22 protein-coding genes are annotated in these 24,976 nt (G+C 71.5%); 10 read left to right on the forward strand and 12 right to left on the reverse strand.

The window, feature by feature from the left end:
* Positions 1-6 precede the first annotated feature (6 nt).
* A complete protein-coding gene (locus NR112_RS19170) occupies positions 7-1,035 on the reverse strand; it encodes a diacylglycerol kinase family protein (protein ID WP_256795887.1) in 1,029 nt (342 codons plus the stop codon).
* Positions 1,036-1,183: 148 nt separating this feature from the next.
* Here NR112_RS19170 and NR112_RS19175 point away from each other — a divergent pair, with 148 nt between their 5' ends.
* Positions 1,184-1,822: a DUF1345 domain-containing protein gene (locus NR112_RS19175; protein WP_256795888.1), complete on the forward strand. Its 639-nt coding sequence runs from the start codon at positions 1,184-1,186 to the stop codon at positions 1,820-1,822.
* Here NR112_RS19175 and NR112_RS19180 read toward each other — a convergent pair.
* Positions 1,819-3,114 (reverse strand): RimK family alpha-L-glutamate ligase, encoded by a 1,296-nt coding sequence (locus tag NR112_RS19180; protein ID WP_256795889.1) that lies wholly within the window; start codon positions 3,112-3,114, stop codon positions 1,819-1,821. The two genes, NR112_RS19175 and NR112_RS19180, sit on opposite strands and share 4 nt — an antisense overlap.
* 72 nt (positions 3,115-3,186) lie before the next feature.
* The gene (locus NR112_RS19185) at positions 3,187-3,897 is read right to left on the reverse strand and encodes an esterase family protein (RefSeq protein WP_256795890.1); all 711 of its coding nucleotides are present in this window, start codon (positions 3,895-3,897) and stop codon (positions 3,187-3,189) included.
* Positions 3,898-4,078: 181 nt separating this feature from the next.
* Between NR112_RS19185 and NR112_RS19190 the strand changes: the two genes are divergently transcribed.
* On the forward strand, positions 4,079-5,572 hold the full coding sequence (locus NR112_RS19190; RefSeq protein WP_256795891.1) for an HNH endonuclease signature motif containing protein: 1,494 nt from the start codon (positions 4,079-4,081) through the stop codon (positions 5,570-5,572).
* 28 nt (positions 5,573-5,600) lie between these two features.
* On the opposite strand, the gene NR112_RS19195 is transcribed toward NR112_RS19190, so the two are convergent.
* Both NR112_RS19195 and NR112_RS19200 read right to left on the reverse strand, forming a co-directional pair.
* Positions 5,601-5,966 (reverse strand): TfoX/Sxy family protein, encoded by a 366-nt coding sequence (locus NR112_RS19195; protein ID WP_256795892.1) that lies wholly within the window; start codon positions 5,964-5,966, stop codon positions 5,601-5,603.
* Between the two features lie 5 nt (positions 5,967-5,971).
* Complete coding sequence (locus tag NR112_RS19200; RefSeq protein WP_256795893.1) at positions 5,972-6,322, reverse strand: TfoX/Sxy family protein; 351 nt, start codon at positions 6,320-6,322, stop codon at positions 5,972-5,974.
* Between the two features lie 186 nt (positions 6,323-6,508).
* Here NR112_RS19200 and NR112_RS19205 point away from each other — a divergent pair, with 186 nt between their 5' ends.
* Together NR112_RS19205 and NR112_RS19210 are read left to right on the forward strand one after the other, a co-directional pair.
* Complete coding sequence (locus NR112_RS19205; RefSeq protein WP_256795894.1) at positions 6,509-7,240, forward strand: GAF domain-containing protein; 732 nt, start codon at positions 6,509-6,511, stop codon at positions 7,238-7,240.
* The gene (locus NR112_RS19210) at positions 7,237-7,947 is read left to right on the forward strand and encodes a GAF and ANTAR domain-containing protein (protein WP_256795895.1); all 711 of its coding nucleotides are present in this window, start codon (positions 7,237-7,239) and stop codon (positions 7,945-7,947) included. Before NR112_RS19205 ends, NR112_RS19210 begins: the two co-directional genes overlap by 4 nt.
* On the opposite strand, the gene NR112_RS19215 is transcribed toward NR112_RS19210, so the two are convergent.
* Entirely contained in the window at positions 7,913-9,367 is a 1,455-nt protein-coding gene (locus tag NR112_RS19215; protein ID WP_256795896.1) for an MFS transporter, read from the reverse strand. The genes NR112_RS19210 and NR112_RS19215 overlap by 35 nt on opposite strands.
* A gap of 31 nt (positions 9,368-9,398) precedes the next feature.
* On the reverse strand, positions 9,399-10,724 hold the full coding sequence (locus tag NR112_RS19220) for a M20/M25/M40 family metallo-hydrolase (protein ID WP_256795897.1): 1,326 nt from the start codon (positions 10,722-10,724) through the stop codon (positions 9,399-9,401).
* Between the two features lie 28 nt (positions 10,725-10,752).
* Here NR112_RS19220 and NR112_RS19225 point away from each other — a divergent pair, with 28 nt between their 5' ends.
* Positions 10,753-12,342, forward strand: a complete 1,590-nt coding sequence (locus NR112_RS19225) for an LLM class flavin-dependent oxidoreductase (RefSeq protein WP_256795898.1) — start codon at positions 10,753-10,755, stop codon at positions 12,340-12,342.
* 4 nt (positions 12,343-12,346) lie between these two features.
* Here NR112_RS19225 and NR112_RS19230 read toward each other — a convergent pair whose 3' ends face one another.
* Positions 12,347-12,907, reverse strand: a complete 561-nt coding sequence (locus tag NR112_RS19230) for a type 1 glutamine amidotransferase domain-containing protein (RefSeq protein WP_256795899.1) — start codon at positions 12,905-12,907, stop codon at positions 12,347-12,349.
* A gap of 125 nt (positions 12,908-13,032) precedes the next feature.
* Here NR112_RS19230 and NR112_RS19235 point away from each other — a divergent pair, with 125 nt between their 5' ends.
* Both NR112_RS19235 and NR112_RS19240 read left to right on the forward strand, forming a co-directional pair.
* Positions 13,033-13,752, forward strand: a complete 720-nt coding sequence (locus tag NR112_RS19235) for an MBL fold metallo-hydrolase (RefSeq protein WP_256795900.1) — start codon at positions 13,033-13,035, stop codon at positions 13,750-13,752.
* 85 nt (positions 13,753-13,837) lie between these two features.
* Complete coding sequence (locus tag NR112_RS19240; protein ID WP_256795901.1) at positions 13,838-14,824, forward strand: LLM class F420-dependent oxidoreductase; 987 nt, start codon at positions 13,838-13,840, stop codon at positions 14,822-14,824.
* Between the two features lie 3 nt (positions 14,825-14,827).
* On the opposite strand, the gene NR112_RS19245 is transcribed toward NR112_RS19240, so the two are convergent.
* Positions 14,828-15,364 (reverse strand): DUF4395 domain-containing protein, encoded by a 537-nt coding sequence (locus tag NR112_RS19245; RefSeq protein WP_256795902.1) that lies wholly within the window; start codon positions 15,362-15,364, stop codon positions 14,828-14,830.
* Between the two features lie 44 nt (positions 15,365-15,408).
* Positions 15,409-16,932, reverse strand: a complete 1,524-nt coding sequence (locus tag NR112_RS19250; protein WP_256795903.1) for an MFS transporter — start codon at positions 16,930-16,932, stop codon at positions 15,409-15,411.
* 80 nt (positions 16,933-17,012) lie between these two features.
* On the opposite strand from NR112_RS19250, the gene NR112_RS19255 reads away from it, so the two are divergent.
* Positions 17,013-17,810: a deoxyribonuclease IV gene (locus NR112_RS19255; RefSeq protein WP_256795904.1), complete on the forward strand. Its 798-nt coding sequence runs from the start codon at positions 17,013-17,015 to the stop codon at positions 17,808-17,810.
* A gap of 74 nt (positions 17,811-17,884) precedes the next feature.
* On the opposite strand, the gene NR112_RS19260 is transcribed toward NR112_RS19255, so the two are convergent.
* Positions 17,885-18,715 (reverse strand): DUF4118 domain-containing protein, encoded by an 831-nt coding sequence (locus NR112_RS19260; RefSeq protein ID WP_256795905.1) that lies wholly within the window; start codon positions 18,713-18,715, stop codon positions 17,885-17,887.
* A gap of 129 nt (positions 18,716-18,844) precedes the next feature.
* Here NR112_RS19260 and NR112_RS19265 point away from each other — a divergent pair, with 129 nt between their 5' ends.
* Positions 18,845-19,249, forward strand: a complete 405-nt coding sequence (locus NR112_RS19265; protein ID WP_256795906.1) for a DUF6855 family protein — start codon at positions 18,845-18,847, stop codon at positions 19,247-19,249.
* A gap of 53 nt (positions 19,250-19,302) precedes the next feature.
* Positions 19,303-19,704, forward strand: a complete 402-nt coding sequence (locus NR112_RS19270; RefSeq protein WP_256795907.1) for a DUF3224 domain-containing protein — start codon at positions 19,303-19,305, stop codon at positions 19,702-19,704.
* A 68-nt stretch (positions 19,705-19,772) separates the two neighbouring features.
* Here the strand turns inward: NR112_RS19270 and NR112_RS19275 are convergent, their stop codons facing one another.
* The gene (locus NR112_RS19275) at positions 19,773-24,893 is read right to left on the reverse strand and encodes a GH92 family glycosyl hydrolase (RefSeq protein WP_256795908.1); all 5,121 of its coding nucleotides are present in this window, start codon (positions 24,891-24,893) and stop codon (positions 19,773-19,775) included.
* Positions 24,894-24,976: the final 83 nt, after the last annotated feature.

Below are 24,976 nucleotides of genomic sequence, written 5' to 3' on the forward strand. Positions count from 1 at the left end.
CGTCGCTCAGCCAACTCGGACCACCAGGGAGTCGGGGAGGATGCGGATGCCCAGGGAGACGTGCTCGCCGATCGGGTCGCCGTCGATCTCCGCCTCGACGGGTCGGCCCGCGGTCACGGTGAACTCGCGGCCGCGGAAGCGGTCGAGCCGGCCGTGACCGGCGCGGTGCCGGGTCACGACGTCGGAGATGACGGAGATCCAGCCGAGGGCACCCTTGGGCGCGACGACGACGGCGTCGAGGATGCCGTCGTCCACCTTCGCCTCGGGCATCAGCTCGATGCCGCCCTGGAGGGTGCCGCAGTTGCCGACGACGACGGTGCGCGCGTGCCGGCTCACCGACCCGCTGTGCTCGTCGTCGTCGCGCTCGTGGTCGCCACTCTCTCCCGTCACGCCGGAGCCGCCCTTCGAGGCGACGTCGACGCGGAAGCCGCGGCTGAAGACCTGGCGCAGTCCGCTGAAGACGTAGGCCACCCAGCCGACGGCGGCCTTGACCTTCTCGTTGGTGCCGGCCATGACCTGGCCGTCGAGGCCGAGGCCGGCCATGACGAGGAAGACCTCCTCTTCGTCGTCGACCTGCGACCCGCCGTCGTGCGTGCCGTGGCTCTCGCGCGGCTCGATCGGCTGGTCGGCGACACGCATGAGGCCCACGTCGATCCGGCGGTCGGTGCCACCGAGCATCGCCTCGACGGCGTCCTCGAGGGAGTCGACGGGCAGGCCGAGGTTGCGCGCGAGGAGGTTGCCCGTGCCGCCGGGGAGCAGACCGAGGGCGACATCGGACCCGACGAGCGCGGAGGCGACCGCGCGGACGGTGCCGTCACCGCCGAGCGAGGCGACGACGTCGGAGCCGGCACGCACCGCTTCGCGGCCCTGCTTCTCGCCGGTCTCCTGCTCTGTCGTCTCGATCCACGACGGGTCCTCCCAGCCGTGGCGGGCCGCGGCCTTGGCCACGAGCTCCTGCGTTGCGACGAGGTCGTCGACCTTGACCGGGTTGTAGACGACGGTGAGGCGGCGACGAGCGCTGGGCGTGTCGGACATGGTGGGGATCCTAGGGCTCGGGGCGTGAGGGGGCGGCCGTCGAGCGGGGCCGATGCGTGACATACCCCGACCCGGCACCCAGCCGACCACCAGCGCATCACCAGCCGGCGTCCAGCCTCGTGGGCGCGCGCGGCGGTAGCCTCCGAAGGTGCCCACCATCCGCCGACGCCTCGCCGTCGCCGTGCTCGTCGGGGTCCTGGTCGGCCTGTTCGTACCGCTCGGTGCGGCCGGCGAGCTGCTGACCCACGCCCTCACCGGTTTCGTGGCCGGCGGCCTCGCCTTCGCGGTGCCACTGCTCGTGCACGTCCTCGGACACGACGCCCCCTCCACGCGGGCGCGGGTCGAGGGTCGCGACGGCGATGCGGCGTGGTACGACGTGGTCGTCATCACCGTGGGCCTCGCCAGTCTGGCGGGCGTCGGCATCCTCCTCGTCGGAGGTCAGGCGAAGGGAACCGCGCAGGTCCTGGATGCCCTCGTCGGGGTCGGCGCGGTCGCGGTCGGCTGGCTCTGCGTCCACACCGTCTATCTCCTGCGCTACGCCCGCGTCTACTACGCCAGCCCCACGCCGCCCATCGACTTCAACCAGGACGAGGACCCGACGTTCTCCGACTTCGCCTACTTCTCCTTCAACCTCGGCATGGCCTACCAGGTCTCGGACACCGACCTCAAGACCTCCGACGTGCGCCGGGTCGTGCTCGGGCACACGATGCTCGCCTACCTCTACGGCACCATCGTCATCGCCGCGACGATCAACCTCGTCGCGGGCATCGGCGGCTCACTCGGCTAGGAGACCCCGAGCCGCGCCTTCTCGTCCGTGACCCACAGGCCGATGAGGCCGCCGAAGTGGGCCATGAACCGGTCGCGCTCGTGCGCCGGGTAGGTCGTGACGACCGTCGACCGGAGCAGGTGGGTGAAGACGTCGGACTGCACCCACTCGAGCACCGCGGCGTCGAGGTGCGGCAGGTGCTGGTCGCACCACGCCCAGTAGGCGGCCGTGTCGAAGTACTCCTCGGCGATCGCGAGGAACTCGTCGAGCTTCTCCTCGTCGGTGAGGTCGTCTCGGTCGGCGACGTCGAAGTAACGGCGCATCTCGAGGTCCATCGGGCCGCGTCGACCGGTGATGACGCAGAAGGTCGACCACCGCACGAGCGCCTTGATGGCCCACGGGAAGTAGTAGTGCAGCGACGTGACGGCGACGTCGGGGCAGGCGTTGGCGTAGTCGATGGGGTAGACGTCGTCACCCTTGACGAGCATCTCGCACGAGTTGAACTCCCAGCCGAACATCGCGTTGACGATGCGGCTGATGGCCGCGGTCTGCTTGCCGGCCGACGGTGACAGGAAGTCGTAGCTCACGGCATACCGGTTGTGCATCGGTTGCTCGGGCCGGAAGTCCATGACCATCGTCTCGGGACCGATCGACAGGGCCCGGGCGAAGTGGTCGTACTCGATCGTCGACTGCAGGTGCATGAGCATCTCGCCGGACTCGTCGTAGGCCTTGACGAGGTCCTTCTCGTCGTTGATCCGGGAGACACCGCGCCAGCCGCCGCCGTCGAAGGGCTTCATGTACAGGGGGTAGCCGAGCTCGTTGGCGATCGACTTGAGGTCGAAGGGTCGGTTGTACTTGGCGCTGGTGTAGGCCCACCGGACGTTGTCGACGGGGTTCTTGTACGGGACGAGCCACGTCTCGGGGACCTTGAGCCCCAACCGCATCAGGGCGACGTAGGCGCTGTGCTTCTCCATGGACTGGAAGGTGAAGGGGCTGTTGAGCAGGTAGGTGTCGTCCATGAGCGCGGCCTTCTTGAGCCACTCGCGCGGGTGGTAGTACCAGTAGGCGAGGCGGTCGATGACGAGCTCGGTACGCACCGACTGGCGCAGGTCGAACGGCTCGATGGTGAGGCGCTCGCTCGTCAGCTCGTGGGTGACGCCGTCGTCGGTCGTGATGGGTCCGACGAGCGCGAGCAACGCCTCGAAGGCGGTGGGCCAGTCCTCCTCGGCGCCGAGCAGGAGACCCACGAGGTGCGTCCTCGTCGACGAGGTGCTCGATGCGGCGGACGGGTCCTGCTGTGCGGTGTCGGTCATCGTGCTGCTCCTACCGTCGGGGGTCGGGTCATCGACTGCGATCCTTGCAGGAACCGCGGCATCTGTCGCCGGTCAGCGGGTGTCCGGGTGGGCGAGCACGTCGAGCAGGTACGGGTCGAACGCCGCTTCCCACGACTGCCAGTCGTGGCGGCCCGGCAGCTCGGTGAACGACACGTCCTGACCGCTCGCGGCGAGGGTCTGCGCCATCTGGCGGTTGTTCGTCAGGTTGCCCTCCGCCGTGCCGCACGTCATGACGATGCGCGCGTCGGTGCGCCGCCGCCGGACCCGCCTGACGTTGGTCACGAAGGTCGTGACCCGGTCCCAGAACTCGAACTCCTCCTCGTCGTCGACCCGCTTGCGGAAGAAGGACCCCGACTGCAGGAAGAGCGCTCCGAACGTCCCCGGGTGCAACCACTCGGCCTGGAGCGAGGCGAGCGCTCCCAGGCTCGCGCCCATGAGGCTCGGCCTCCCGTCGATGGCGTATGCCGTCCCGACCGTCGGGAGCACGTGTTGGGTGAGCGCCTCGGCCCAGAGCGGGTTGGCGGCATACCGCTCGTTGCGCGGCCCCGGCTCGAGCAGGACGACGCGGGTCGGCGGGACACGCCCGGCCTCCGTGGCGGCGCGCAGGACCGAGAGGAGGTGGGCACGGCGGGAGTACTCCGGCCCGTCGTGGGCCACGAGCAGCGGGAGCACGTCGGCTCGGCGCGTGCCGAGCGGCGTGACCACTGCGATGTCGACGTCCCCGACCGGGGTGCCGGTCACCGTGAGCCTCCTGCGCGCCATGCCGAGACCCTATGCGCGGACGCCGACGAGGACGACCCGAGTCGTCGAAGCGGCTGGCGTGTCGTCCAGTTCCGCTGCGGGCGAACGGAATTCGTTGTCCACAGGTAGGAGTCATCTCTTGCGTCTCGTTCGAACAGGTGTTCTACTTGAGGTATCACAAACCTCGACCCAGGAGCCTCCCGTGCCGTACACCCTGTCGCCGCCAGAGCGCCACGGCGCGCGCTCCGGTGGTCGCTGGCCGGTGCTGCGCATGGAGTGGTCCGCCGACCCGGAGCAACTGGCTCACGCGCTCGACCCTGTCCTTGCCCGGCTGTCTGAAGGACAAGGGCAAGGGCACGGTCGCGCGAGAGCGGCGACAGCCCTCGAGGGGTTGGCGCGGGCTGGGGAGCGGGTGCTGGCGCAGATCCAGGCGCTCGAGGTCGCCAAGGCGCGCCTGGAGGCCGACCTGCTCGCCGCGTACGGCGCGCTGGCCATGATCGAGGCCCAGCAGGTCGACGCGCTGCCCGCCGGCGCGGCGGCCCGGGTGTCCGCGCGGGTCTCGCCCGAGCGGGTCGTCACCGAGGAGATCGCCCTCGCCACCGGTGTCGGCGTCGGGGAGGTCGCCCGCCGGGTCGCGGTCGCCACCGCGCCGCGCCGGCACCGGGTCATGGTGGCCGCGCTGGCCCGGGGCGAGACCTCGCTGCACCGGGTGCTGCAGGTCGCCTCCGACACCACGGCGCTGCCGGAGGCGGACGTGACCGCCGTCGCGCGGGCCGTGCTCGCCCCGACCCGCGACGGGCAGCCCGTCGCGCAGCGCACCTTCACCGCCCGGCTCCGTCGGTCCGTCGCGTCCGTGGCCACGCGCGGCGCTGCCGAGCGGCACGCGCACGCCCGGTCCCGGCGCGGGGTGTTCGGCCGGCTCACCGACGACGGGATGGGCTGGCTGACCGTGACCACCGACGCCGCCAGCATCGCCGCCGTCATGGACCGCCTCGACACCACCGCGCGAGGGCTGCGCGGCGCGGGCGATGCCCGGAGCCTCGAGCAGCTCCGCGCCGACCTGGCCACCGACGCCCTCCTGAACCGTGGCACCTCCGAACCCGGTGACGCGGCGGCGCTGGCCTGGATCGTCGTCCCGTTCGAGGTCGCCACCGGCGAGGCCGACACCGCCTGCGAGCTCCCCGGCCACGGCTGGGTCACCGCCACCCACGCCCGCGAGATCATCACCCGCCCCGGATCCGTCTGGGCCACCCTGCCCGTCGACCTGCCCACCGGCCGGGCCCTGTCCCGCCCGACCCGCAGCTACCGCCCGACGCGCGCCATGGTCGAACACGTCCAAGCGGTCGACGGCGTCTGCCGCGGACCCGACTGTCAGGTCCCCGCCACCCGCTGCGACCTCGACCACGAGACCCCCTGGCCCACCGGGCCCACCAGCGTCGGCAACCTCCACGCCAAGCACCGCCTCCACCACAACCTCAAGACCGACGGCATCTGGACCTCCACCCCGACCCCCGACGACGGCCTCGCCTGGACCACCCTCACCGGCCGCAGCTACACGACCCACCCCAAGAACTGGCGCGACGGTGCAGACCCACCGGCAGGACGGGGCGGTCCCACCACGTCATCTGATCCCCCACAGGCGCAAGGCGATTCAGGCCATCGTCATCTTGGCGCACACGACCCGCCACCCTTCTGAGGGTGCCGCGCCGCGCCAGGAACGCAGGTCAGGAGTGCAGGGTTGCGACATGGTCACGCGCCCGCGTGAGCCAGACCCGGCGCTCCGCGGTGGACATCTGAGCCGGAAGGCTGCGATACGCCTTCATCCGGCGCGCGCCCATCGTCAGGATCTCGGAGCCCGGCAGGGTCTCGAGCTCGGCCAGAGCATCCGGATCGAGCTTCACGCCGATGACGTCGTCGAGCGCGACGGCGAAGACGTGCCCGTCGACGAGGGCGGCGAGCGTCCCGAACATCGGGCGCAGCTCGACCCCGGGGGCGTCGTCGAGGAGCGCGCGCAGCTCGGAGCGAGTGGCCGACTCGGCGTCGCCGGCGTCGCCGGCGTCGCTCGAGTGGCTGGCGTCGCTGGGGACCACGACGGCTACTTCTTCGGCTTCTTGACCTTGGGAGGGAGCGTCGCGACGTGGTCGCGGGCCCGGTCGACCCAGGCAGTCAGGGCAGCGTCGTCGAGGTCAGACGGCAGCGAGAGGTAACCACCCATGGGACGCCCGGCCGGACCGAACGGTCCGCTGCCCGGCAGCGCCCCCAGCTCCTCGAGCCCGGCCGGATCGAGCTTGACGCCGACATCCTCGCCGAACAGGCCGGCGAACATGTTGCCGTTGACGAAGGCCCCGAGGCTGCCGAACATCGGCTTGACCTCGACACCCGGCGCGTCGGACACGAGACCCCGGAACCGCGCCTTGGACTCATCACTGTGCTTCGGCATGTCCATGCCTCCATGACACCACCACGCAGGTCGCCGTGGCCTCGCTTCGGGTGCGATCCGGGCACCGGCGCCGGGCGTAGAGTTCAGGGGTGGTCGCGCAGCAGCCTGACCACATCCCCTCAGAGGAGCGCCTCACCGTGCGTGACACGCCAGGGCACGCCACGGAGTCCGGCGCGGCAAGGTCGGTCTCCGATGACGGATGACTACGTCGGCCCTGACCCGCACCACCGGGCGGCCATGCTCGCGGCCCTGACACGCGGCATCGCGCGCGACGTCGACCGGCTCCCTCTCCCCGCCCGCCTGTGCAACGCCTTCGTCGACGTCTTCGGTGGCGCCGGAGCGGCCATCACGCTGGGCTACCACCAGCCCGACCGGCTGACCCTCTGCGCGACCGACCCGACCGTCGCCCGCCTCGACGGTCTCCAGGAGGTGCTCGGCGAGGGGCCCGGCTGGGACGCCTTCACCTCGCGACGCGTCGTGACCGCCGACCTGCGAGAGCCCACACCCTGGGAGCACTTCTCGTCGACGGCGCGTCAGGAGCTCGGAGAGCTCTGGGTCTGCGCCGCACCGATGCGGCCCGACGACCGCGCCCTCGGCGTCGTCATGGTCTACGACGAGTCGGCCGAGGCCGTGGCGGGGGACCCTGTCGTCGCCCAGTTCCTCGCCGACGCCCTAGGTGCCGCCCTGCTCGGCCACAACGCACTTCTCACCGACGACGTCGGACCGTGGGTCGTGCGCCAGCAGGTGCACCAGGCCGTCGGGATGGTCGTCGCGCAGCTGGGGATCCAACCGGTGGACGCCATGGCGGTCATCCGGGCCCACGCCTACACGCAGGGCACGACCGTAGAGGCGATCGCAGCGCTCGTGCTCGACCGTACTCTCGACTTCACCGACACGGGCCCGACGACGAAGGACCCCGCATGAACCCGAAATCGACCAGCCAGGTCCTCGCCGAGGCCACGGCCGCCATGGTCGACAGCCACGACGTCACCGACCTGCTGACCCGCCTGCTGCGCGACGGCTCGTCCTCGCTCGGCGTCGACGCCATAGGTCTCATCGTCCAGGCGCCGGACGACTCCCTCGAGCTGCTCGTGTCGACGTCGCACGGCGTGGCCGAGCTCGAGGCCCTGCAGGTGGGTCAGGACGAGGGCCCGTGCGTCGAGTGCCATCGGTCCGCCGCCCCGGTCGTCGCCCTCGGTGCGAGCGTCATCCAGCTGCGCTGGCCGATCGCCGGTGAGGCGATCGTGCGGGCCGGCTTCGCCGCGGTGCACGCCTTCCCCCTCGTGTGGCACGGCCGCGCCCTCGGCGCCCTCAACGTCTTCACCCGCAGCGATGCCGCGCTCGACGACGCACAGCGCGAGATGGCCCAGGCGTTCACCGACATGTCGACGATCGTCATCCTGCAGAGCCAGTCGGTCGACCAGCGCCGGATCACCGAATCCCTGCGCGAGGCCCTCCTCGGGCGCGTCGTCATCGAGCAGGCCAAGGGGGCCCTCGCACACCTGGAGGGGATCGACATGGCGACGGCCTATGAGCTGCTCATCACCGAGGCGGAGCAGCGTGGCGCGCCCGTCACCCAGGTGGCCGGCGACGTGCTCAGCCGGGCACAGCGACAGCGGACCGGTCGCTGACCGGTCGCACGACCGCGAGGAAGACGGCGGCGACGAGGGCCGTGACCCCGCAGATCGTCCATACCGCGAGGTAGCCCGAGAGGGACGCGTGAGCCGTCGCCTCCGCGTCCACCGTGCCCGTCGAGGCGAGCGCGATGGCGAAGACGCTCGAGGCGAACGCGCCTCCGATGGTCTTCGTCGTGTTCGTCATTCCCGTCGACAGGCCCGTGTGGGTCGGCGGCGCCTGCGCGGCGGCCGCTGTCGGCAGGCCCGCGACGAGAGCCCCGGACCCGAGGCCGGCGATGACCATGTTCGTCATCGTCTGGGCGAGGGTGTCGTGGAAGGGCAGGAAGAGCAGGTAGCCGACGGCGACGAGGACCGCCGCCACGACCATGGCCACCCGCGTCCCCGTCCGGTGCGCGAGCAGGTGGAGCAGCAGGGCCCCGACCGCGAGCGACAGGACGTAGCCGCCGATGATGATCGACACCGTGCCCGCCGAGGCCCCGAGACCGTAGCCGGTGACGGCCGGGTCGGTGCGGGCGAAGGTCGACAGCGGGATCTGGGCGCCCAGCACCGAGACGCCGAAGAGGAACGCCGTCGCCTGGACGGGCCACTGGCCACGCGCCCCGAGGATGCGCAGGTCGACCAGCGGCTCCGGATGGGCGAGCTCGACCCGCGCGAACGGCACGAAGGCGGCAACGCCGAGCAGGACGAGCACCCACGGCCACGGGCTTCCCGTCCCGAGGACGCGCAACATCACGAGGCCACCCATGACGAGGCCGAGCGCAAGGGTGATGAGCCAGAAGCCACGCCAGTCGACGGTGCCGTGGGCGAGCACGGGAGACTCCTCGACACCGAACCAGATCGCGACGAGCGCCAGGGTCACGATGACGGCCGGCAGCGCGAGCAGGGCGGTCATGCCGAGGGACTCGGCGAGCGCACCGCTCGTCAGGGCGCCGGCGATGACCCCGAGCTCGAGCCCGGCCACGAGCAGTCCCGCAGCGCCGCGCACGCGCCGCTCGGAGCCGCCGGTGCGGCGGTGGATGATCGCGACCTCCATCGGGAGCCACACGACGTAGAACCCCTGGATCGCCCACGCCACGAGAAAGAGCCCGAAGGTCGGCGCGAAGGCGACGCCCCACGAGGCCACCGCCGTGACGACCGTCGAGAGCAGCAATACCTTGCGGTGCCCGATGAGGTCTCCGAGCCGCGCGAGGAGCGGCACGACGAGCGCCGACACGATGAGCTGGGCGGCCTCGAACCAGTTGACGTCGGCGTCCTTGATCGACAGGTGCCGCGCGATGTCGGTGAAGATCGGGGTGTAGTAGCCCTGCAGCACGCCGCTCGCGAGCTCGACGCATATGAGGAAACCGACGACCTTGGTGATCGGGCTGCGGGCCACGGCCCGGGCGGCGTCGGAGACGGCCGTGCTGTCTGACATGCGGATCTCGTTCTCTCTCAGGCTGACTCGACTAGAGCTGTTCGATCAGGCGGCGGTACCACGCGACGCCGTCAAGAAGGTCAGCGACGCCGATGCGCTCGTCGACGCCGTGGATCGAGGAGCGCTGCGCCTCGGTCATCCGGAACGGCGTGAAGCGGTAGACCCGCGGCCAGACGCGGTGGAAGTGACGTGAGTCCGTGGCCGCGAGCATGACGTACGGCACCACGACCGTCCCGGGGAACACCTCCCCCACCGTCGACTCGAGGAGGGCGTATGCCGTGTCGTCCGTCGGCGACACCGGGCTGGGCTCGTCACCGCTGACCAGCGTCACCTCGACGTGGGGGTCCTTGACCGTGCGGCGGATCCGCTCGATGGCGCCGTCGACCGTCTCTCCCACCATGACCCGCATGTTGACGTGGGCGCGCGCGGTCGCGGCGATGACGTTGGCGCCCGGCGACCCGGAGAGCTGGGTCACGGCGACGGTCGTCCGGGTCAGCGCCGCGGTCTCGTGCCCCAGCCGCGGGAGGACCCGGGAGAGCACGGGCCGCAGCAGGCGCGCACGACCGAAGACCGCGGCATACGGCATACGCGCATGGGCGCCCGCGCGCTCGAGCATGTCGACGGTGGCGTCGGGAAGGTGGCTCGGGAAGGGCTTCCGCTCGAGTCGCAGGATCGCGCGGGCGAGCCGGCTCGTCGCGCCCATCCGGCGCGGCGCGGAGGCATGGCCGCCGTCGCCCCGCGCGGTGAGGTCGACGTCGACCGTGCCCTTCTCGGAGACGCCGATGACGGCCATGGGTGCGTCGACCCCCGGGAGGGCGCCCTGCACGACGGCGCCGCCCTCGTCGATGACGAACCACGGCTCGACACCTCGCTCGCGCAGGATCGCGACGGCGTCCTTGGCGGCGCGCCCCGACACCTCCTCGTTGCAGCCGAACGAGAGCCACACGTCCCGGCCCGGCGTGACACCCTCGGCGATCAGGTCCTCGACCGCCTGGCACGTCGCGACGAGCGACCCCTTGCAGTCGAGCGCCCCACGCCCCCAGACGTGCCCGTCGGCAAGCTCCGCCGCGAACGGCGGGTGCGTCCATACCGACGCGTCGTCGACGGGGACGACGTCGAGGTGCGCCATGAGCACGACGGGCGGCTCCCGCGTACGGCCCGGCCAGCGCACGAGCAGAGCGTCGCCGCAGATCCGGTCGACCTCGCACTCGGCGTGCAGCCGCGGGAAGCGCTCGCGCAGCTCGGCGAGGAGCGCCTCGAACACGGCTCGGTCCTCGCGCGCCGGGTCCCAGTCGGAGACCGTCGGGATGCGGATCAGCGCCTGCAGCGCCTCGACGGCGGCGTCGTCCCCGTTCATGGCCCGGAGCGTATGCCACCCTGACCGCATGGACTACCTGCACGACCTCCAGTTCGGGGTGTTCGCGAGCCCTGAGGCGTCCCGGGTGCACGAGACGCTCGAGCTGGCGCAGCTCGCCGACGTCGTGGGCCTCGACGTCTTCATGGTGCAGGACCACCCCTACAACGCCAAGCACCTCGACACGTCCACCCTGCTCACGGCCGTCGCAGCGCGCACGAGCTCGATCCGGGTCGCGGCCAACGTCGCCAACCTGCCGCTCCGGCCTCCGGTCGGGCTCGCCAAGCACATCGCGACCCTCGACCTCATCAGCGGCGGCCGTGCCGAGCTCGGTCTCGGCACCGGTGCCTTCTGGGACGCGATCGTCGCGGCCGGCGGCGAGCGCCGCACACCCGGGGAGGCCGTCGACGCTCTCGTCGAGGCGATCCGGATCATCCGCCGCGTCTGGGGCCAGGACCCCGACCAGCCGGGCGCGCGGTCGGTCACCGTTCCTGGCGAGCACTACTCGGTGACGGGGATGCACGCCGGCCCCTTCCCGGTGCACCCCGTCGAGATCTGGCTCGGCGCCTACAAGCCGCGCATGCTGCGGGTCACGGCCCGCCTCGCCGACGGATGGCTGCCGAGCCTGGGCCACGCCGACCCCGAGGCCCTCCCGGGGATGAACGCCGTCATCGACGAGGCCGCCGACCGGGCCGGTCGCGGCCCGCAGGCGATCCGCCGGATGTACAACGTCTTCGGCTCGTTCGGCACGGGCGGAGGCTTCCTCCGGGGCACGGCCGACGACTGGGCCGAGCAGCTGGCCACGGTCGCCCTGACCGACGGGATGAGCACGTTCGTCCTCGGCACCGACGACCCGGACGTCGTGAGGAGGTATGCCGCAGAGGTCGCCCCAGCCGTGCGTGACCTCGTCGACGCTGAACGCGCCCGCCGCGCCCGCGGGGCCGATGACGTCGGTGCGGCGCCCCCAGCCAGCCTGCCGACCTCGGCGGCCCCGGCCGACGGCGCCCCACTCGCCGTCCGTGCGACACCGGACGACGGGGTCCGACTCAGCCCGACACTCCCCTGGCAGGAGGACGACCGTCCCGTGACCGCCCAGCCCGAGCACGCGGCCTACTCCGCCGCCGAGCAGGCCGTCCCGCAGCACCTCGTCGACGTGCACGACCACCTGCGCGGCGAGCTGGCCCAGCTGCGCGACATCGTCGGCCAGGTGCGCCGCGGCGCGATGTCTACCGGGGCCGCGCGGTCGATCATCAACACGATGGCGATGCGGCAGAACAACTGGACGCTCGGCGCCTACTGCGAGACGTACTGCCGCCTCGTCACCGGGCACCACACCCTCGAGGACCGCAGCATCTTCGTGCACCTGCGCAGGGCAGAGCCCGACCTGGGCCCGGTCATCGACCGCCTCGAGGAGGAGCACCACGTCATCGCCGACGTCCTCGAGCAGGTCGACGACGCCCTCGTCGGGCTCGTCGGGACCGAGTCCTACGGCCGGGCCGGCCAGGACGCGCTGGACGAGATCCAGCGCGCCCTCGACCTGCTCACCGACACGCTCCTGTCACACCTCGCCTACGAGGAACGCGAGCTGCTCCACCCGCTGGCCCGGCACGGGTTCGGCTGAGGCCTCACGCGGAGGGTGCCGCCGTGGCGGCTGCCGAGCCGTGCTCGAGCGCCTCGACGACGGCGCCACAGAAGTCGGGAAGGTCATCGGGGTTGCGGCTCGTGATGAGGTTGCCGTCGACGACGAGCGACTCGTCCGTCCACTCTCCCCCTGCGTTGCGGATGTCGGTCTGCAGGCTCGGCCACGACGTGAGGCGGCGGCCCTTGACGACGTCGGCCTCGATGAGGGTCCACGGAGCGTGGCAGATCGCGGCCACGGGCCGGCCGGACGCGACGAAGTCACGCACGAGCGCCACGGCGTCGGCGTGCGTGCGCAGGTTGTCCGGGTTGGCGACGCCACCGGGCAGCACGAGAGCGTCGAAGTCCTCGGCCGTGGCGTCGGCGACCGTGACGTCGACGGGCTTGGTGTCCCCCTTGTCGAGGTGGTTGAACATCTGCACCTCGCCGGCCTCGGGGCTGACGACGACCGCCTCGTGCCCGGCGTCGGTGACCGCCTTCCACGGCTCGGTCAGCTCGACCTGCTCGATGCCCTCGCCCGCGACGAGGAATGCGACTCGCTTGGCCATCTGGCCCTCCTTTTGCTCTGGGTGGCGTCGACCGCCACCCTCGGCTCCTACCCGCCTGACCGTCACGTCTCACCGGACCTTCGACAGCGCGAGCGCCGGGCACCCGTCGCGGTTAGGGTCGGCACATGTCCAAGGAGCTCGTGGTTCCGCTCGCGCCGAACGTCTGGCGCATCCCGCTCGTGCGCGACTTCGTCAACGGTTTCATCCTGCGCGACGACGACGGCCAGGTGACCCTCGTCGACATGGGTCTGTCGAGCTCGGGGCCCAAGGTCATGGCAGCCCTGGGCGCGATCGGCGCGGCCCCGGCCGACGTGACCCGGCTGCTGCTGACGCACGCCCACCCCGACCACGCGGGCGGGGCGGCGCACGTGGCACGCGAGACGGGACGCGGCTTCACGATCCACCACGACGACGCGGCCTACGCCGTCGAAGGGTCCTCGCCGCCGCGCGACCGCCGCTTCCTGCTCGGCCGCCTCTTCGACCGTTTCTCGCGGCCCGGCCGAGACTTCGAGCCGCTCACCGTCGAGCGCGAGATGACCGACGGTGAGGTGCTCCCCATCGCCGGCGGCCTCCGGGTCGTGCACACACCCGGTCACTCCCCCGGACACGTCTCGCTCCTCCACGAGGAGTCGCGCACCCTCATCACGGGCGACGCGATCTTCAACGTCATGGGCCTGCGCTGGCCCGTCAAGGCCTTCTGCACCGACTTCCGCATGACCCAGCAGACCGCGCACCTGCTCGGCGAGCTCGACTACGACGTCGCTGCGTTCACGCACGGCACCGAGCTGCGCGACCGGCCGCGCGAGGCGATCCGCACCTTCCTCGGGAAGCACCGCCCGTCCTGACGGGACCGCCACGATCCACAGCCTCGTCCACAACTGTGGACAGACCCTGTACAGGCAGTTCCCGAGAAATGGGTAGGTCTTCGGCGTGACGAACTTCGGATACACCCTGATGACCGAGCAGAGCGGCCCCAAGGACCTCGTCCGCTGGGCCGTGCGCGCCGAGGAGGTCGGCTTCGACCTCGCCGTCTCGAGCGACCACTACTCCCCGTGGCTCACGGAGCAGGGGCACGCTCCGTACGCGTGGTCGGTGCTCGGCGCCGTGGCGCAGGCCACCGAGCGACTCGAGCTCATGACCTACGTGACGTGTCCGACGATGCGCTACCACCCCGCCGTCGTCGCCCAGAAGTCGGCGACGATGCAGCTGCTCTCCGACGGCCGCTTCACCCTGGGCCTCGGCAGCGGCGAGAGCCTCAACGAGCACGTCGTCGGCGAGGGCTGGCCCGGCGTCGTGACCCGACAGGAGATGCTCGTCGAGGCCATCGAGATCATCCGCGAGCTGCACTCGGGCGAGCTCGTGACCCACCACGGCGAGTACTTCGACGTCGACTCGGCGCGCATCTGGGACCTGCCGGACATCCTGGTCCCCGTGGCCGTGGCCGTCAGCGGCGACGCGTCGATCGAGCGGCTCGCTCCGCTCGCCGACCACATGATCGCGGTGCAGCCGGAGGCCGAGCTCGTCGCGTCGTGGAACCGCACCGACGGCGCCGAGCGCATCGGCTCCGGCGCCCGCGCCATCGGCCAGATCCCGATCAGCTGGGACCCCGACCGCGACGCGGCGGTGGCCCGGGCCTACGACCAGTTCCGCTGGTTCGGCGGCGGCTGGTCGGTCAACGCCGACCTGCCCACCCCCGCCGGCTTCGCCGGGGCCACGCAGTTCGTGCGCCCTGAGGACGTCGCCGACTCGATCCCGTGCGGTCCCGACCTGGACGCGATCGTCGAGGCCGTGCGCCCCTACTGGGAGGCGGGCTTCACCGACATCGCGCTGGTCCAGATCGGTGGGGACGCGCAGGCGCGCTTCCTCGACGAGGCTGCCGGGCCGCTGCTCGACAGGCTCCGGGCCGCCGCCGGCTGACGGTCAGGCCGTCGGCTGGCCTGCACGCTCGGCGACGAGGCGCGCGCGACGCTTCGTGATGTCGGCGCACTCGAGGCAGACCTCCTCGGGGATGACGCCGAGGCGCATGAGGCCCGAGAAGAGGATGCAGCCGACGCAGATGCCGAGGATCGACTCGAGCGCCGGGAAGAGCACCATGACGGCGCCGATGACGACGACGGCGACGATGACGCCGGTGGACCCGGTGACGAGAGAGATGATCCAGAGCGCGGTCGCGGCGACCGTCATGACCGCGCCGATGGCCGCCGCGAACCGCTTCGGCGGCCCTGCTGTCGGTCGCTTCGCCGCTGGGACGGCGGGTCGGATCCACCGCTGCACGAGCCGGGCGATCGGACTGACCCGGGGTCCGAGCGCGGCCCGCAGGCTGAAGTCCACAGCGAGGACGGCATAGAGCCACCACTGCTGGGTCGCGAGGGCGACGACGCCGATCACGAGCACGACGGCGGCGATGAGCCGGACCGTGATCTCGTCGACGACGGCGGGGAAGCGCGAGGAACTCATCCAAGCATTATGCACGACATAAGGCGAGGTTATGCAACGGGCTGTCAGCGCGAGCGCAGCACCCGCAGGGCGATGACCGCGCAGGCCACGAAGAGTGCGGCGCCCACGCAGGCCACGACGGCGAGGCTGGACGTGAAGGCGTCCTGGGCCGCGGTGACGAGCTCGTGCGCGGCATCGGCCGGCAGGGTCGTCGCGGTCCGGACCGCGCCGGCGAGGGAGTCGAGCGCGGTGGTGGTGGCGCTGCCGACGTGCGTGGCGGCATACGGCGCCAGCTGGTCGCGGTAGACGAACGTCGCGAGCGATCCCAGCCCGGCGATGCCGACGGCGATCCCGAACTCACCCGACGTCTCGGACATCGAGGCGACCGACCCGGCCCGCTCCGGCGGGGCTGACTGCATCATGACGCCCATCGTCAGGGTGGACGGGAGCATGATCCCGAAGGAGGTCAGGCACATCCCGAGGACGAGCAGGCCGAGGCCCTGGGCCGGCCCGACCTGGGTGTAGAGCGCGAGTCCGGCGGCGCAGACGAGCAGGCCGGTGGCCATGGTGCGCGCCGTGCCGAGCCGCTGGGCGATCCGCGCCGACGAGGACGCACCGACGAGCAGGGCGATGTTGGCCGGGAGCATCCACACGCCCGCGCCCATAGGGTCGAGGCCCGCGACGAGCTGCAGCCACTGCGAGCAGAGGAACGACACACCCGCCATGACCACACCGCCCACGAGCATCACCGCGAGCGCTGCCGAGAAGCCACGGCTGCGGAAGAGCGTGAGGTCGACGAGCGGGTTGGCGATGCGCCGCTGACGGCGGACGAAGACGAGGCCGAGAGCGGCGCCGGCCGACATCGTCAGGAGGGCCGTCGTCGTGTCACCGCCGCGGGCCATCTCCTTGAAGCCGTAGATGACCGGCAGGATCGCGGCCAGCGACAGGACCGAGGAGGCCACGTCGACCGGGGCACCGGCGTGCCGGTCGGACTCCGGCAGCACGCGGCGGCCGACGACGACGAGCAGCACCATGAACGGGACGCCGAGCAGGAACGCCGAGCCCCACCAGAAGTGCTGGAGCAGGACGCCGCCGACGAGCGGGCCGACGGCCATGCCACCCATGAAGCACGAGTACCAGACACCGATCGCCGTCATCATCGCCTTCTCGTCGGTGAAGATCGTCCGGATCAGGCCCATCGTCGACGGCATGAGCGTGGCGCCCGCGATGCCGAGCAGCGCGCGCCAGAAGATCAGCTGACCGGGACTCGAGGCAAAGGCGGCGGCCGCGCTCGCGACGCCGAAGGCCACCGCGCCGATGAGCAGGAGGCGCTTGCGGCCGATGCGGTCACCGACCGCGCCCATCGTCACGAGGAAGCCGGCGAGGACGAAGGAGTAGATGTCGAGGATCCACAGCTGCTCGGTCGTGCTGGCGCCGAGGTCGGCGGACAGCTCGGGCAGCGCGAGGTAGAGGACGCTGACGTCGAGCGAGAGGAGCAGGGCCGTCAGGGCCAGGACGCCGAGGGCGACCCACTGCCGGCGGGTCGGCCGCGAGGTGGACAGGGTCTGGGGCTGCGAAGTCGTCGTCATGCCCTCACGTCGAACGGGCCCACGCCGTCTCGACACCGCCACGGGACATCGGTGTCGGCCGGGCGGCCTACGCTGGCGACATGGCCCTACACATCGGTGCGCACGTCGACCAGGAGGACCCCATCGCGGAGGCGAAGGCGCGCGGGGCGTCGCTCTCGCAGCTCTTCCTCGGCGACCCGCAGAGCTACAAGGGCCCCGTGATCCGGTATGCGGGTGGCGCGGCAGCGCTCAAGGCCGACGCCGAGGACGCGGGCATCGACCTCTACGTCCATGCGCCGTACCCGATCAACGTCGCGAGCCTCAACAACCGCATCCGCATCCCCGGCCGCAAGCTGCTCCAGCAGCACCTGACCGCCGCGGCCGAGATCGGCGCCAAGGGCGTCATCGTGCACGGTGGCCATCTCGGCGCCGACGAGGACACCGCCACCGGCTTCGACAACTGGCGCAAGTGCGTCGACGTCCTCGACCTGCCGGTGCCGCTGCTCATCGAGAACACCGCGGGCGGCGACAACGCCATGGCCCGCCGGCTCGAGGCCATCGCCCGCCTCTGGGACGCCATCGGCTCGGCGTCCGGGAGCGACCAGGTCGGCTTCTGCCTCGACACGTGCCACGCCCATGCCGGCGGCAACGACCTCGGCACCGTCGTCGACGAGGTGCGCGCCATCACCGGACGCATCGACCTCGTCCACGCCAACGACTCGCGCGACGAGTTCGACTCGGGCGCCGACCGGCACACGAACTTCGGCTCCGGGCACATCGCGGGCGAGGCTCTCGCGGGCGTCATCCGCGCGGCAGGGGCGCCCGTCGTGTGCGAAACACCCGGCGGACTCGAGGGTCAGACGGCCGATATCGCCTGGCTGAGGTCTCAGGTCGACTGATTCCGTCGTTCCCAGCCGCGTCTCAGGATTTCCTGACCATTCCTTTACCCCACGGGCGCGCGCGGGCCCCTAGGTTACTCAGGGGTTGCGAAGGGGTCGCCGACGATGCCGGCTCCTCGCGCCCGCACGCCTGCGCCGTGTCCCGCCATCCCCTCCTCGGTGGCGGGCCGCGGCGCTCGTGCGTTCGCCATCCGGTCCGCGAGGAGCACGGCCACCCTCAGCTGCTCCGAGGTGGGCCGCACGACGTGGGTCGACGCGGTCACGCGGAAGTGACCGACGACGTCGGTGCCGCGACGGACGACGACCGCCGTGTAGCCGTCGGTGGGCAGCCCGGCGCGCTCGACAGGGAGCCGTCGTCCTCCCGTCGTCACCTGGCCGTCAGCCCCGATGACGGCGTCGTTCCAGCGCGGGCGGCCGGCGTCCCACGTGCACCGGTCGGCGCCGAGCACCGTGGTGATCGCGGTCGCGATGGCCGTCGACCGGGCCTGCTCCGTCGTGTCGGGCGGCAGGTCGAGCAGCTGGGTCAGGCCGGAGATGTAGCCGTCCCGGCGCTGGGCGGCGGCCTGCTGGCGACGGCCCCAGAGCGCGATCTCGGTGACGGCGAGACCCACGACGACGAGCGCCAGCGCGAGCTCGAGGTCGTCCCGGTGGTGGATCGAGAGCGAGTAGAACGGCTCGGTGAGGAAGAAGTCGAAGGCACCGGCGGCCGCGAGCGCCGCGGCGACACCGGCAACCCGGTCCCCCGTGGCGGCGGCCGCGACGACCGTGAGGACGAGCACCATGGCGGCGGTGCTCTGGTTCATCCCGTCGCGGAGCAGGCCGAGGGCGGCACCCACGACGATCGGCAGGAGCAGGGCGCCCCATCGCGTCGAGGAGCGGTGCTCGGCGAGCCAGTCAGTGGTCATGACTCCACGCAACACCCGCCGGCAGGGACACCTCGCCATTTCGCCTGCATCCTGACGCGATCTTGACGCCGTCCTGACGATGCGGGAGTAGAAAGGTGGGGCGGCGACGTCGAGAGCCAGGAGGACACCGTGAGCGGGACCGGAAGCACCGACGACCCCTGGGTCCTGCGCACCCCGCCGGGCACCTCCGAGTACACGATGCACCGCGACGACGCGGCCGAGCCGCCGCAGCTCGTCTGCCAGGTGGGCTCGACGCGGCTGACCTACGACGCCCGGGTCGTCGACGACCTCCACGCCTGGCTCCGGAAGCAGGGTGGCTGGGTCCCGCTCGGGGCGGCCGACGAGCAGAAGCCGACCCAGGAGGGGACCGTGGAGGCGTGGGGCCGGTCGGAGGACAACCCGGTCGGTGGCTGGTACGGCCTGCGCAAGGGCTACCGCGGGCGCGTCGGGATGTACCTGCCGCCCCTGCTCGAGGAGCTCGGTCTCGCCGAGGTGGAGCACCTGCCGCGCAACAACCGGATGCGCGCGCTCTGACACGTCGGAAACGTTCTAGCCCCAAGGGCATTCGGGTCGCTAGCGTCTTGCTCATGCTGAGCACCTCCACCTTCACGACGTCCGACGTCGGCGTCACCGACTACGTCCCGGACGTGACGACGGCCCTGCCCACCGGGCACCTGCGGATGCGCAAGACGTACGCCGGTGACGTCGAGGGCCGCAGCGTCACGCAGTTCACGTCGGCCTTCGACCAGACCTCCGGCGTCGGCACCTACGTCGCCCTGGAGTCCTTCGAAGGCAGCGTGGCGGGGCGCCGCGGTGCCTTCAACTTCGTCCACGCCGCCTCGACGAGCGGCACCGACCGTGCCCACGAGTACGGCCTCATCGTCCCCGGGAGCGGGACCGAGGAGCTCGTCGGCATCGAGGGCTCGGTGCGCCTCACGGTGGACGCCGACGGCACCCACCGGATGGACTTCGACCACAACCTCGAATGAGGACGCAGCAGAGCGGCGCGGGGAGGCGTGTTCCCCGCGCCGCTCTGCTGTGCGGTGCGCCCCTCGGGCTAGCCGACCGTGACCCTGAGCGAGCTCAGGACGTCGGAGCGGGAGTCAGAGACGAGGACCCGCACCGTGTAGGTGCCGGCGGCGGCCCACGTGTGGCCGCCCGTGACGGTGGCCGTGCCGTCGGCCGCCGTCGTCACCGTCGCGTCCTCGGTCACGGTGCCGTCGCCCCACTGGACGCGAGCCGTGTAGCCGGTGTCCGCGGGGACACCGCCCGACGCGGTGCCGAGCGTGACGTCGGTGCCGGCGCCGGTCGCCGCCGTGGCGTCGGCGGCGGCAGCGACGGTGAGGGCCGAGCCGTTGTCGGCGACGGCGAAGACGTGGATCCGCCCGGCCGTCGTCGGGTCACCGGTCTGCGTCGGCAGCGTCACCGACGCGACCGTCTTGCCGGCGGGCACCGCGAGCGGAGCCGTGGCGAACAGCTTGGCGCGGCAGCCGTCCGTTCCCGTCCCGTTGAGCCGGTAGGCCATCTCGAGCGCGACCGTGTTGCCGAACTGGGCCGAGCCGCACCAGTCGCCGTACTGCACCGGGTAGCTCGTCGTCGAGCCGTCCGTGAAGCGCACCGTGGCGGTCGTGTCCTGGTTGCGCTGCGTGCCCGTGCCGATGAGCGACAGCTTCGTCGCCCCCGGGGCCAGCGTCACGGGCAGGGTCTGACCAGCACCCGTCGCGTTGTCCTTCTCGCCGACCGGGATCCCCGGCATCGAGTAGCGCAGGTCGGTCCCGGGCACGGTGAGCAGCTTGCCGGGCACACCGCCCGCGGCAGCCAGGGCCTCACGGGACAGGCCCGCGTCCTTGCCGTCGCAGTGGACGACGTCACCGACGTTGCCGAAGCACACGGAGTCGAAGCCGGCGGCATACGCCGGCGTGGACGCCTGGTGCACGGTGACGGCGCCGAGCGCGGAGCCGCTGTCGTGCGCCGTCGTGACGGTGACCGTGGGCTGGTACGGACCGGGCTTGGCCCACGTGTGGGTGCCGCGGACGGTGTACGAGCCGAGGTCACCGGGCTCGATGGTGCCCGCCGAGCTCGTGCCGTCACCCCATGCGATCGTCGCCGTGGCCGTGGCGGAGGGGTCGGTGCCCTGGCCGACCCCACCCGAGAAGGTGGCGACGGTGCCCGACCAGACGGTGTCCTCCGCGACCTCGAACGGCTCGGCCGCCGCGACCTTGAGCCCGGTGTTCTGGGCCTTGGAGCCGTCGGTGAGCAGCTCGAGCTCGGACAGGTTCGCGGCATCCCCACCCACCGTCGCCGTGACGACGAGCCGGTAGGTCGTGAACGTGCCGGCGTGCGCGATCTCGAACGGACGCGTCTGCACCCGCCACGGGAAGACCTGCCCCGTGCGCGTGTCGAGCGTCTGCCACGTCTTGCCGTCGTCCTTGCTCCCCTCGAGACGCCAGGCCGACGGGTCGCCGGCCTTCGGTCCGGAGGTGAGGGTGTACCACGTGGCCCGCTGGCCGACGCCCGAGAGGGCGAAGGTCACCGACGGCGTGCCCGAGGTGAAGGACACCCCGGTGCGCGACGTGTTGTCGAAGAGGGCCTTGGCGTCGGCGCCCGACGCGAGGTCGGTCGCCGTCGCGGCGCCACGACCGGGACCGGTCGCGTCCTTGAGCGGCGTCGGCGCCTCGGTGCCCTGCGTCAGCGACGGCGGGGCGTCCTGGGCGCGCGCGCCGAAGTCGGACGGCTTGGCGCCCATCGCGAAGTCGACCGTGGTCGGGCCGGTGAGCTCGTCCTGGCTGATCGAGACGCTCTTGTGCTTCTTGCCGTCGACGGTGACGCCCTGCACGTAGATGTTGTGCTCGGAGTTGCCGGGCGCGTTGACGACGAGGTCGCCCTGCGTGCGCTTGACCGTCACCTGGTCGAACTTCGGCGAGCCGATGGCCCAGTTGGCCGAGCCGACCTGCAGCGGGTAGATGCCGAGTGAGGACAGGACGTACCACGCCGACATCTCGCCGTTGTCCTCGTCGCCGGGGTAACCCTGGCCGATCTCGCCGCCGACGTAGAGGCGACGCATGATCTCTCGGACCTTCTCGGCCGTCTTCCACTGCTGACCGGTCCAGTCGTACATGTAGGCGATGTGGTGGCTCACCTGGTTGCTCTGGCCGAGCTGGCCCATGCGGACGTCTCGGGCCTCGAGCATCTCGTGGATGACGCCGCCGTAGCCGCCGGGCTCCGTCGCCGTCTCGGGCGTCGAGAAGAAGGTGTCGAGCTTCTTCGCGAGCGCGTCCCGGCCGCCGTAGAGGTTGGCGAGGCCGTTGCCGTCGAACGGAGCGTGGAAGGCGAAGTTCCAGGCGTTCGTCTCGGTGTAGTCGCCGCCCCAGTCCTCCGGGTCGAAGTTCGTCGGGAAGGTGCCGTCGGAGGCACGACCCTGGAAGAAGCCGACCTTCGGGTTGAAGAGGTTGCCGTAGTGCGTCGCCCGCTCGAGGAAGTACGTGGACTCCTCGGCGAGCTGCGCGCGGCGCGACGTCGGCGTGGCCGGGTCCTTGGCGAGCTTGGCCGCCATGGTGCCGATGCCGAAGTCGTTGACGAGGCCCTCGAGACCCCACGAGACGCTCTCGCCCGTGTCGGTGCTCGTGTAACCGAGGAAGGTGGACGTGTCGAGACCCTTGCGACCGACCGCGCTCGACGTCGGCAGGACCGTCGCGTTCTTGAGGGCGGCGTCGTACGCCGCGAGCGGGTCGGGCAGCTTGACCCCCTTGGCGTACGCGTCGGCGAAGGCCACGTCCGAGCTCGTGCCGGTCATGAGGTCGGCGTAGCCCGGCGAGCTCCACCGTGCGACCCAGCCGCCGTCGCGGTACTGCTGCACGAAGCCGTCGGCGATCTCGGCCGCCACCTCCGGGTAGAGCAGGCTGTACGCCGGCCACACGGTGCGGTAGGTGTCCCAGAAGCCGTTGTTGACGTAGACCTTGCCGTCCTTGACGGCGGCGTTCGTCGTTGTCGCCGTGGCCGAACCACTCTTGGCCGCAACGGGGCTCGCGTACTGGTAGCGCGGGGCCGCAGCCGTGCCGGTGTTCTCGAACTGGCTGTTGGGGTAGAGGTTGAGCCGGTAGAGGTTCGAGTAGAGCGTCGTCCGCTCGGTGTCGTTGGCGCCCTTGACGTTGACGACGCCGAGGCGGGCGTTCCAGGCCGTCTTGGCCGCGGCACGCACCGCGTCGAAGTCGCGGGCCGCGAGCTCGAGGGCGTGGTTCTTCTTCGCCTGGGCGAGCGAGATGAAGGACGTCGAGAGCTTGAGGACGACCTGCTTGTTCGTGCTCGTGTCGAAGGAGGCGTAGCGGGTGCCCGCGTGACCACCCGGGGACGTGCCCACCGCGGAGGCGGGACGGTCGAAGGTGCCGTAGACGAACATCCGGCTGCGACCGGCGGACAGGCCGCTGCCGTTGTCGACCCAGCCCGTCATGGTGCCGTCGGCCGCGTCGACGGTGAAGGTGCCGTTGTCGTCGATGGTGTCGACGACGAGGCTGCCCTTGCTCGCCGAGGCGGGGAAGGTGAACCGGTAGACGCCGCCGTGGTCGGCCGGGGCCGTCTCGGCGGTCAGGCCGCCGGCGAGGGCCACCTTGTAGTAGTCCGGGTGGGCGACCTCGGTCGCGTGGTCGAAGGCGAGACCGCGGCCGGACGCACTGCCCGTCGGGGTGCCTGCCGCGATGGAGGGCATGACCGACATCTGGTTGCGGTCACCCATCCACGGGCTCGGTTCGTGCGAGACCGCAAGGCCTTGCAGGACAGGGAGGTTCGCCGCGTTGTTCTGCGACTGGTAGTAGTACTCCCACGACTGCGAGTTGGCGCTCGTCACCGGGGTGAAGAACGTGAAGCCGTTGGGCACCGCGCTGATCGGCAGGTTGTTGCCACGCGAGAAGCCGCCCGAGGCGTTGGTGCCGCGTCGCACGTCGACGTAGTTCGTCAGGTCCGAGCCGTCGATGACCGCCGGGTCGGCCTGGACCGCGACGTCGTCGATCCAGCCACCGAACCGCGTGTCCTTCGTCGCGCCTCCGACGTTGTCGTAACCGACGAGGACGCGGTCGATCGTCTTGCCCGCGGCGACCGCGCCGACGTCGAGCGAGACGGCGTTCCACTGGTTGGCGTAGAGGATCTTGCCCTGGCCCTGGCCGCTCGGGCTGCCCGCGACGCCGTGCTGGTCATCGGTGCGGAGGTCGGACAGGTAGGTGCCGTCCGTGAAGCGGACGTCGAGGGCGGCATAGGTGGACGGGTACTCGAGATCGCCCGCGATCATGTCGGGGAAGATCTTGTAGCTCAGCTGGGTCCGGGACGTGACCGGCAGGTCGACGTCGAAGAGCCGGTTCCACGCGTATCCGCGGCCGTCGGCGGTGTGTCCACCGGAGTAGCGCAGCGCCTTGACGCCGGTCCAGCCGACGAGCGGCTTGATGTTGAAGCCCGAGATGGGACCCGAGCCGACGACCGTCTTCATCGGCGTCGCCGGGCCGGAGCCAGTGCTGCCGTCGGAGAGGTCCCAGTCGGCGAGCTGGACCGTGCCGCCGGAGTGGACCGCCGTGACGTTGAGCCGGTAGTACGCGTACGTCCCCGCCGTCGTGACGTCGAACGTGCGCGTGACGAAGCGTCCCGAGAAGTCGATGCCCGTGCGGCGGTCGAGGTCGGTCCACGTCGTGCCGTCCGCCGACCCCTGGAGCGTGAAGTCCTTGGGGTCCCGCTCCGGGGAGTCGTTGGCCGACGTCAGCGAGTAGCGCACGGCCTTGGCCGGGGTCCCGAGCTGGTAGCGCACCCAGCCGCTCGATGCGAAGGCGAGCCACTTGCTGTCCGGGTTCGCGTCGGCGAGGTTCGCCGCGACCTCCCCCGGGGCGTTCTCCGCGCTCGCGGTGACCCCGACGACCGAGCCGAGGAGGCTGCCGTTCGCGCTCGCCGTGCCGGAGACGTTCTGTTGGCGCGGGCCGCCGGTGCCGACCTCGACGGTCGAGAGCTCCGGCTGCGGCTGACCGGCCTCGAACGACGTCGAGAAGTCACCCGCGCCTGCGACGGCGGTGGGTGCTGACAGCGGCGCCGCGGCAGGGCTGCCGGCTGCGTTCGCTGAAGCGGGTCCGGCGACCGCACCCGCGGTCGACGTGGCCAGGACTGCCAGGGCGATGACGCCTCTGTGGATCCCGGATCTCGTGGGCATGGGTTCCTCCGTGCTCGTCGTTGAGCCGTGCTGAATGTGAGGTCGGCGCCGGCGACCCCGAGCGGCCTCCGACCCGGCCGAGA

The organism is Terrabacter sp. Ter38 (genome assembly GCF_024519435.1).
Classification (GTDB): Bacteria; Actinomycetota; Actinomycetes; order Actinomycetales; family Dermatophilaceae; genus Terrabacter.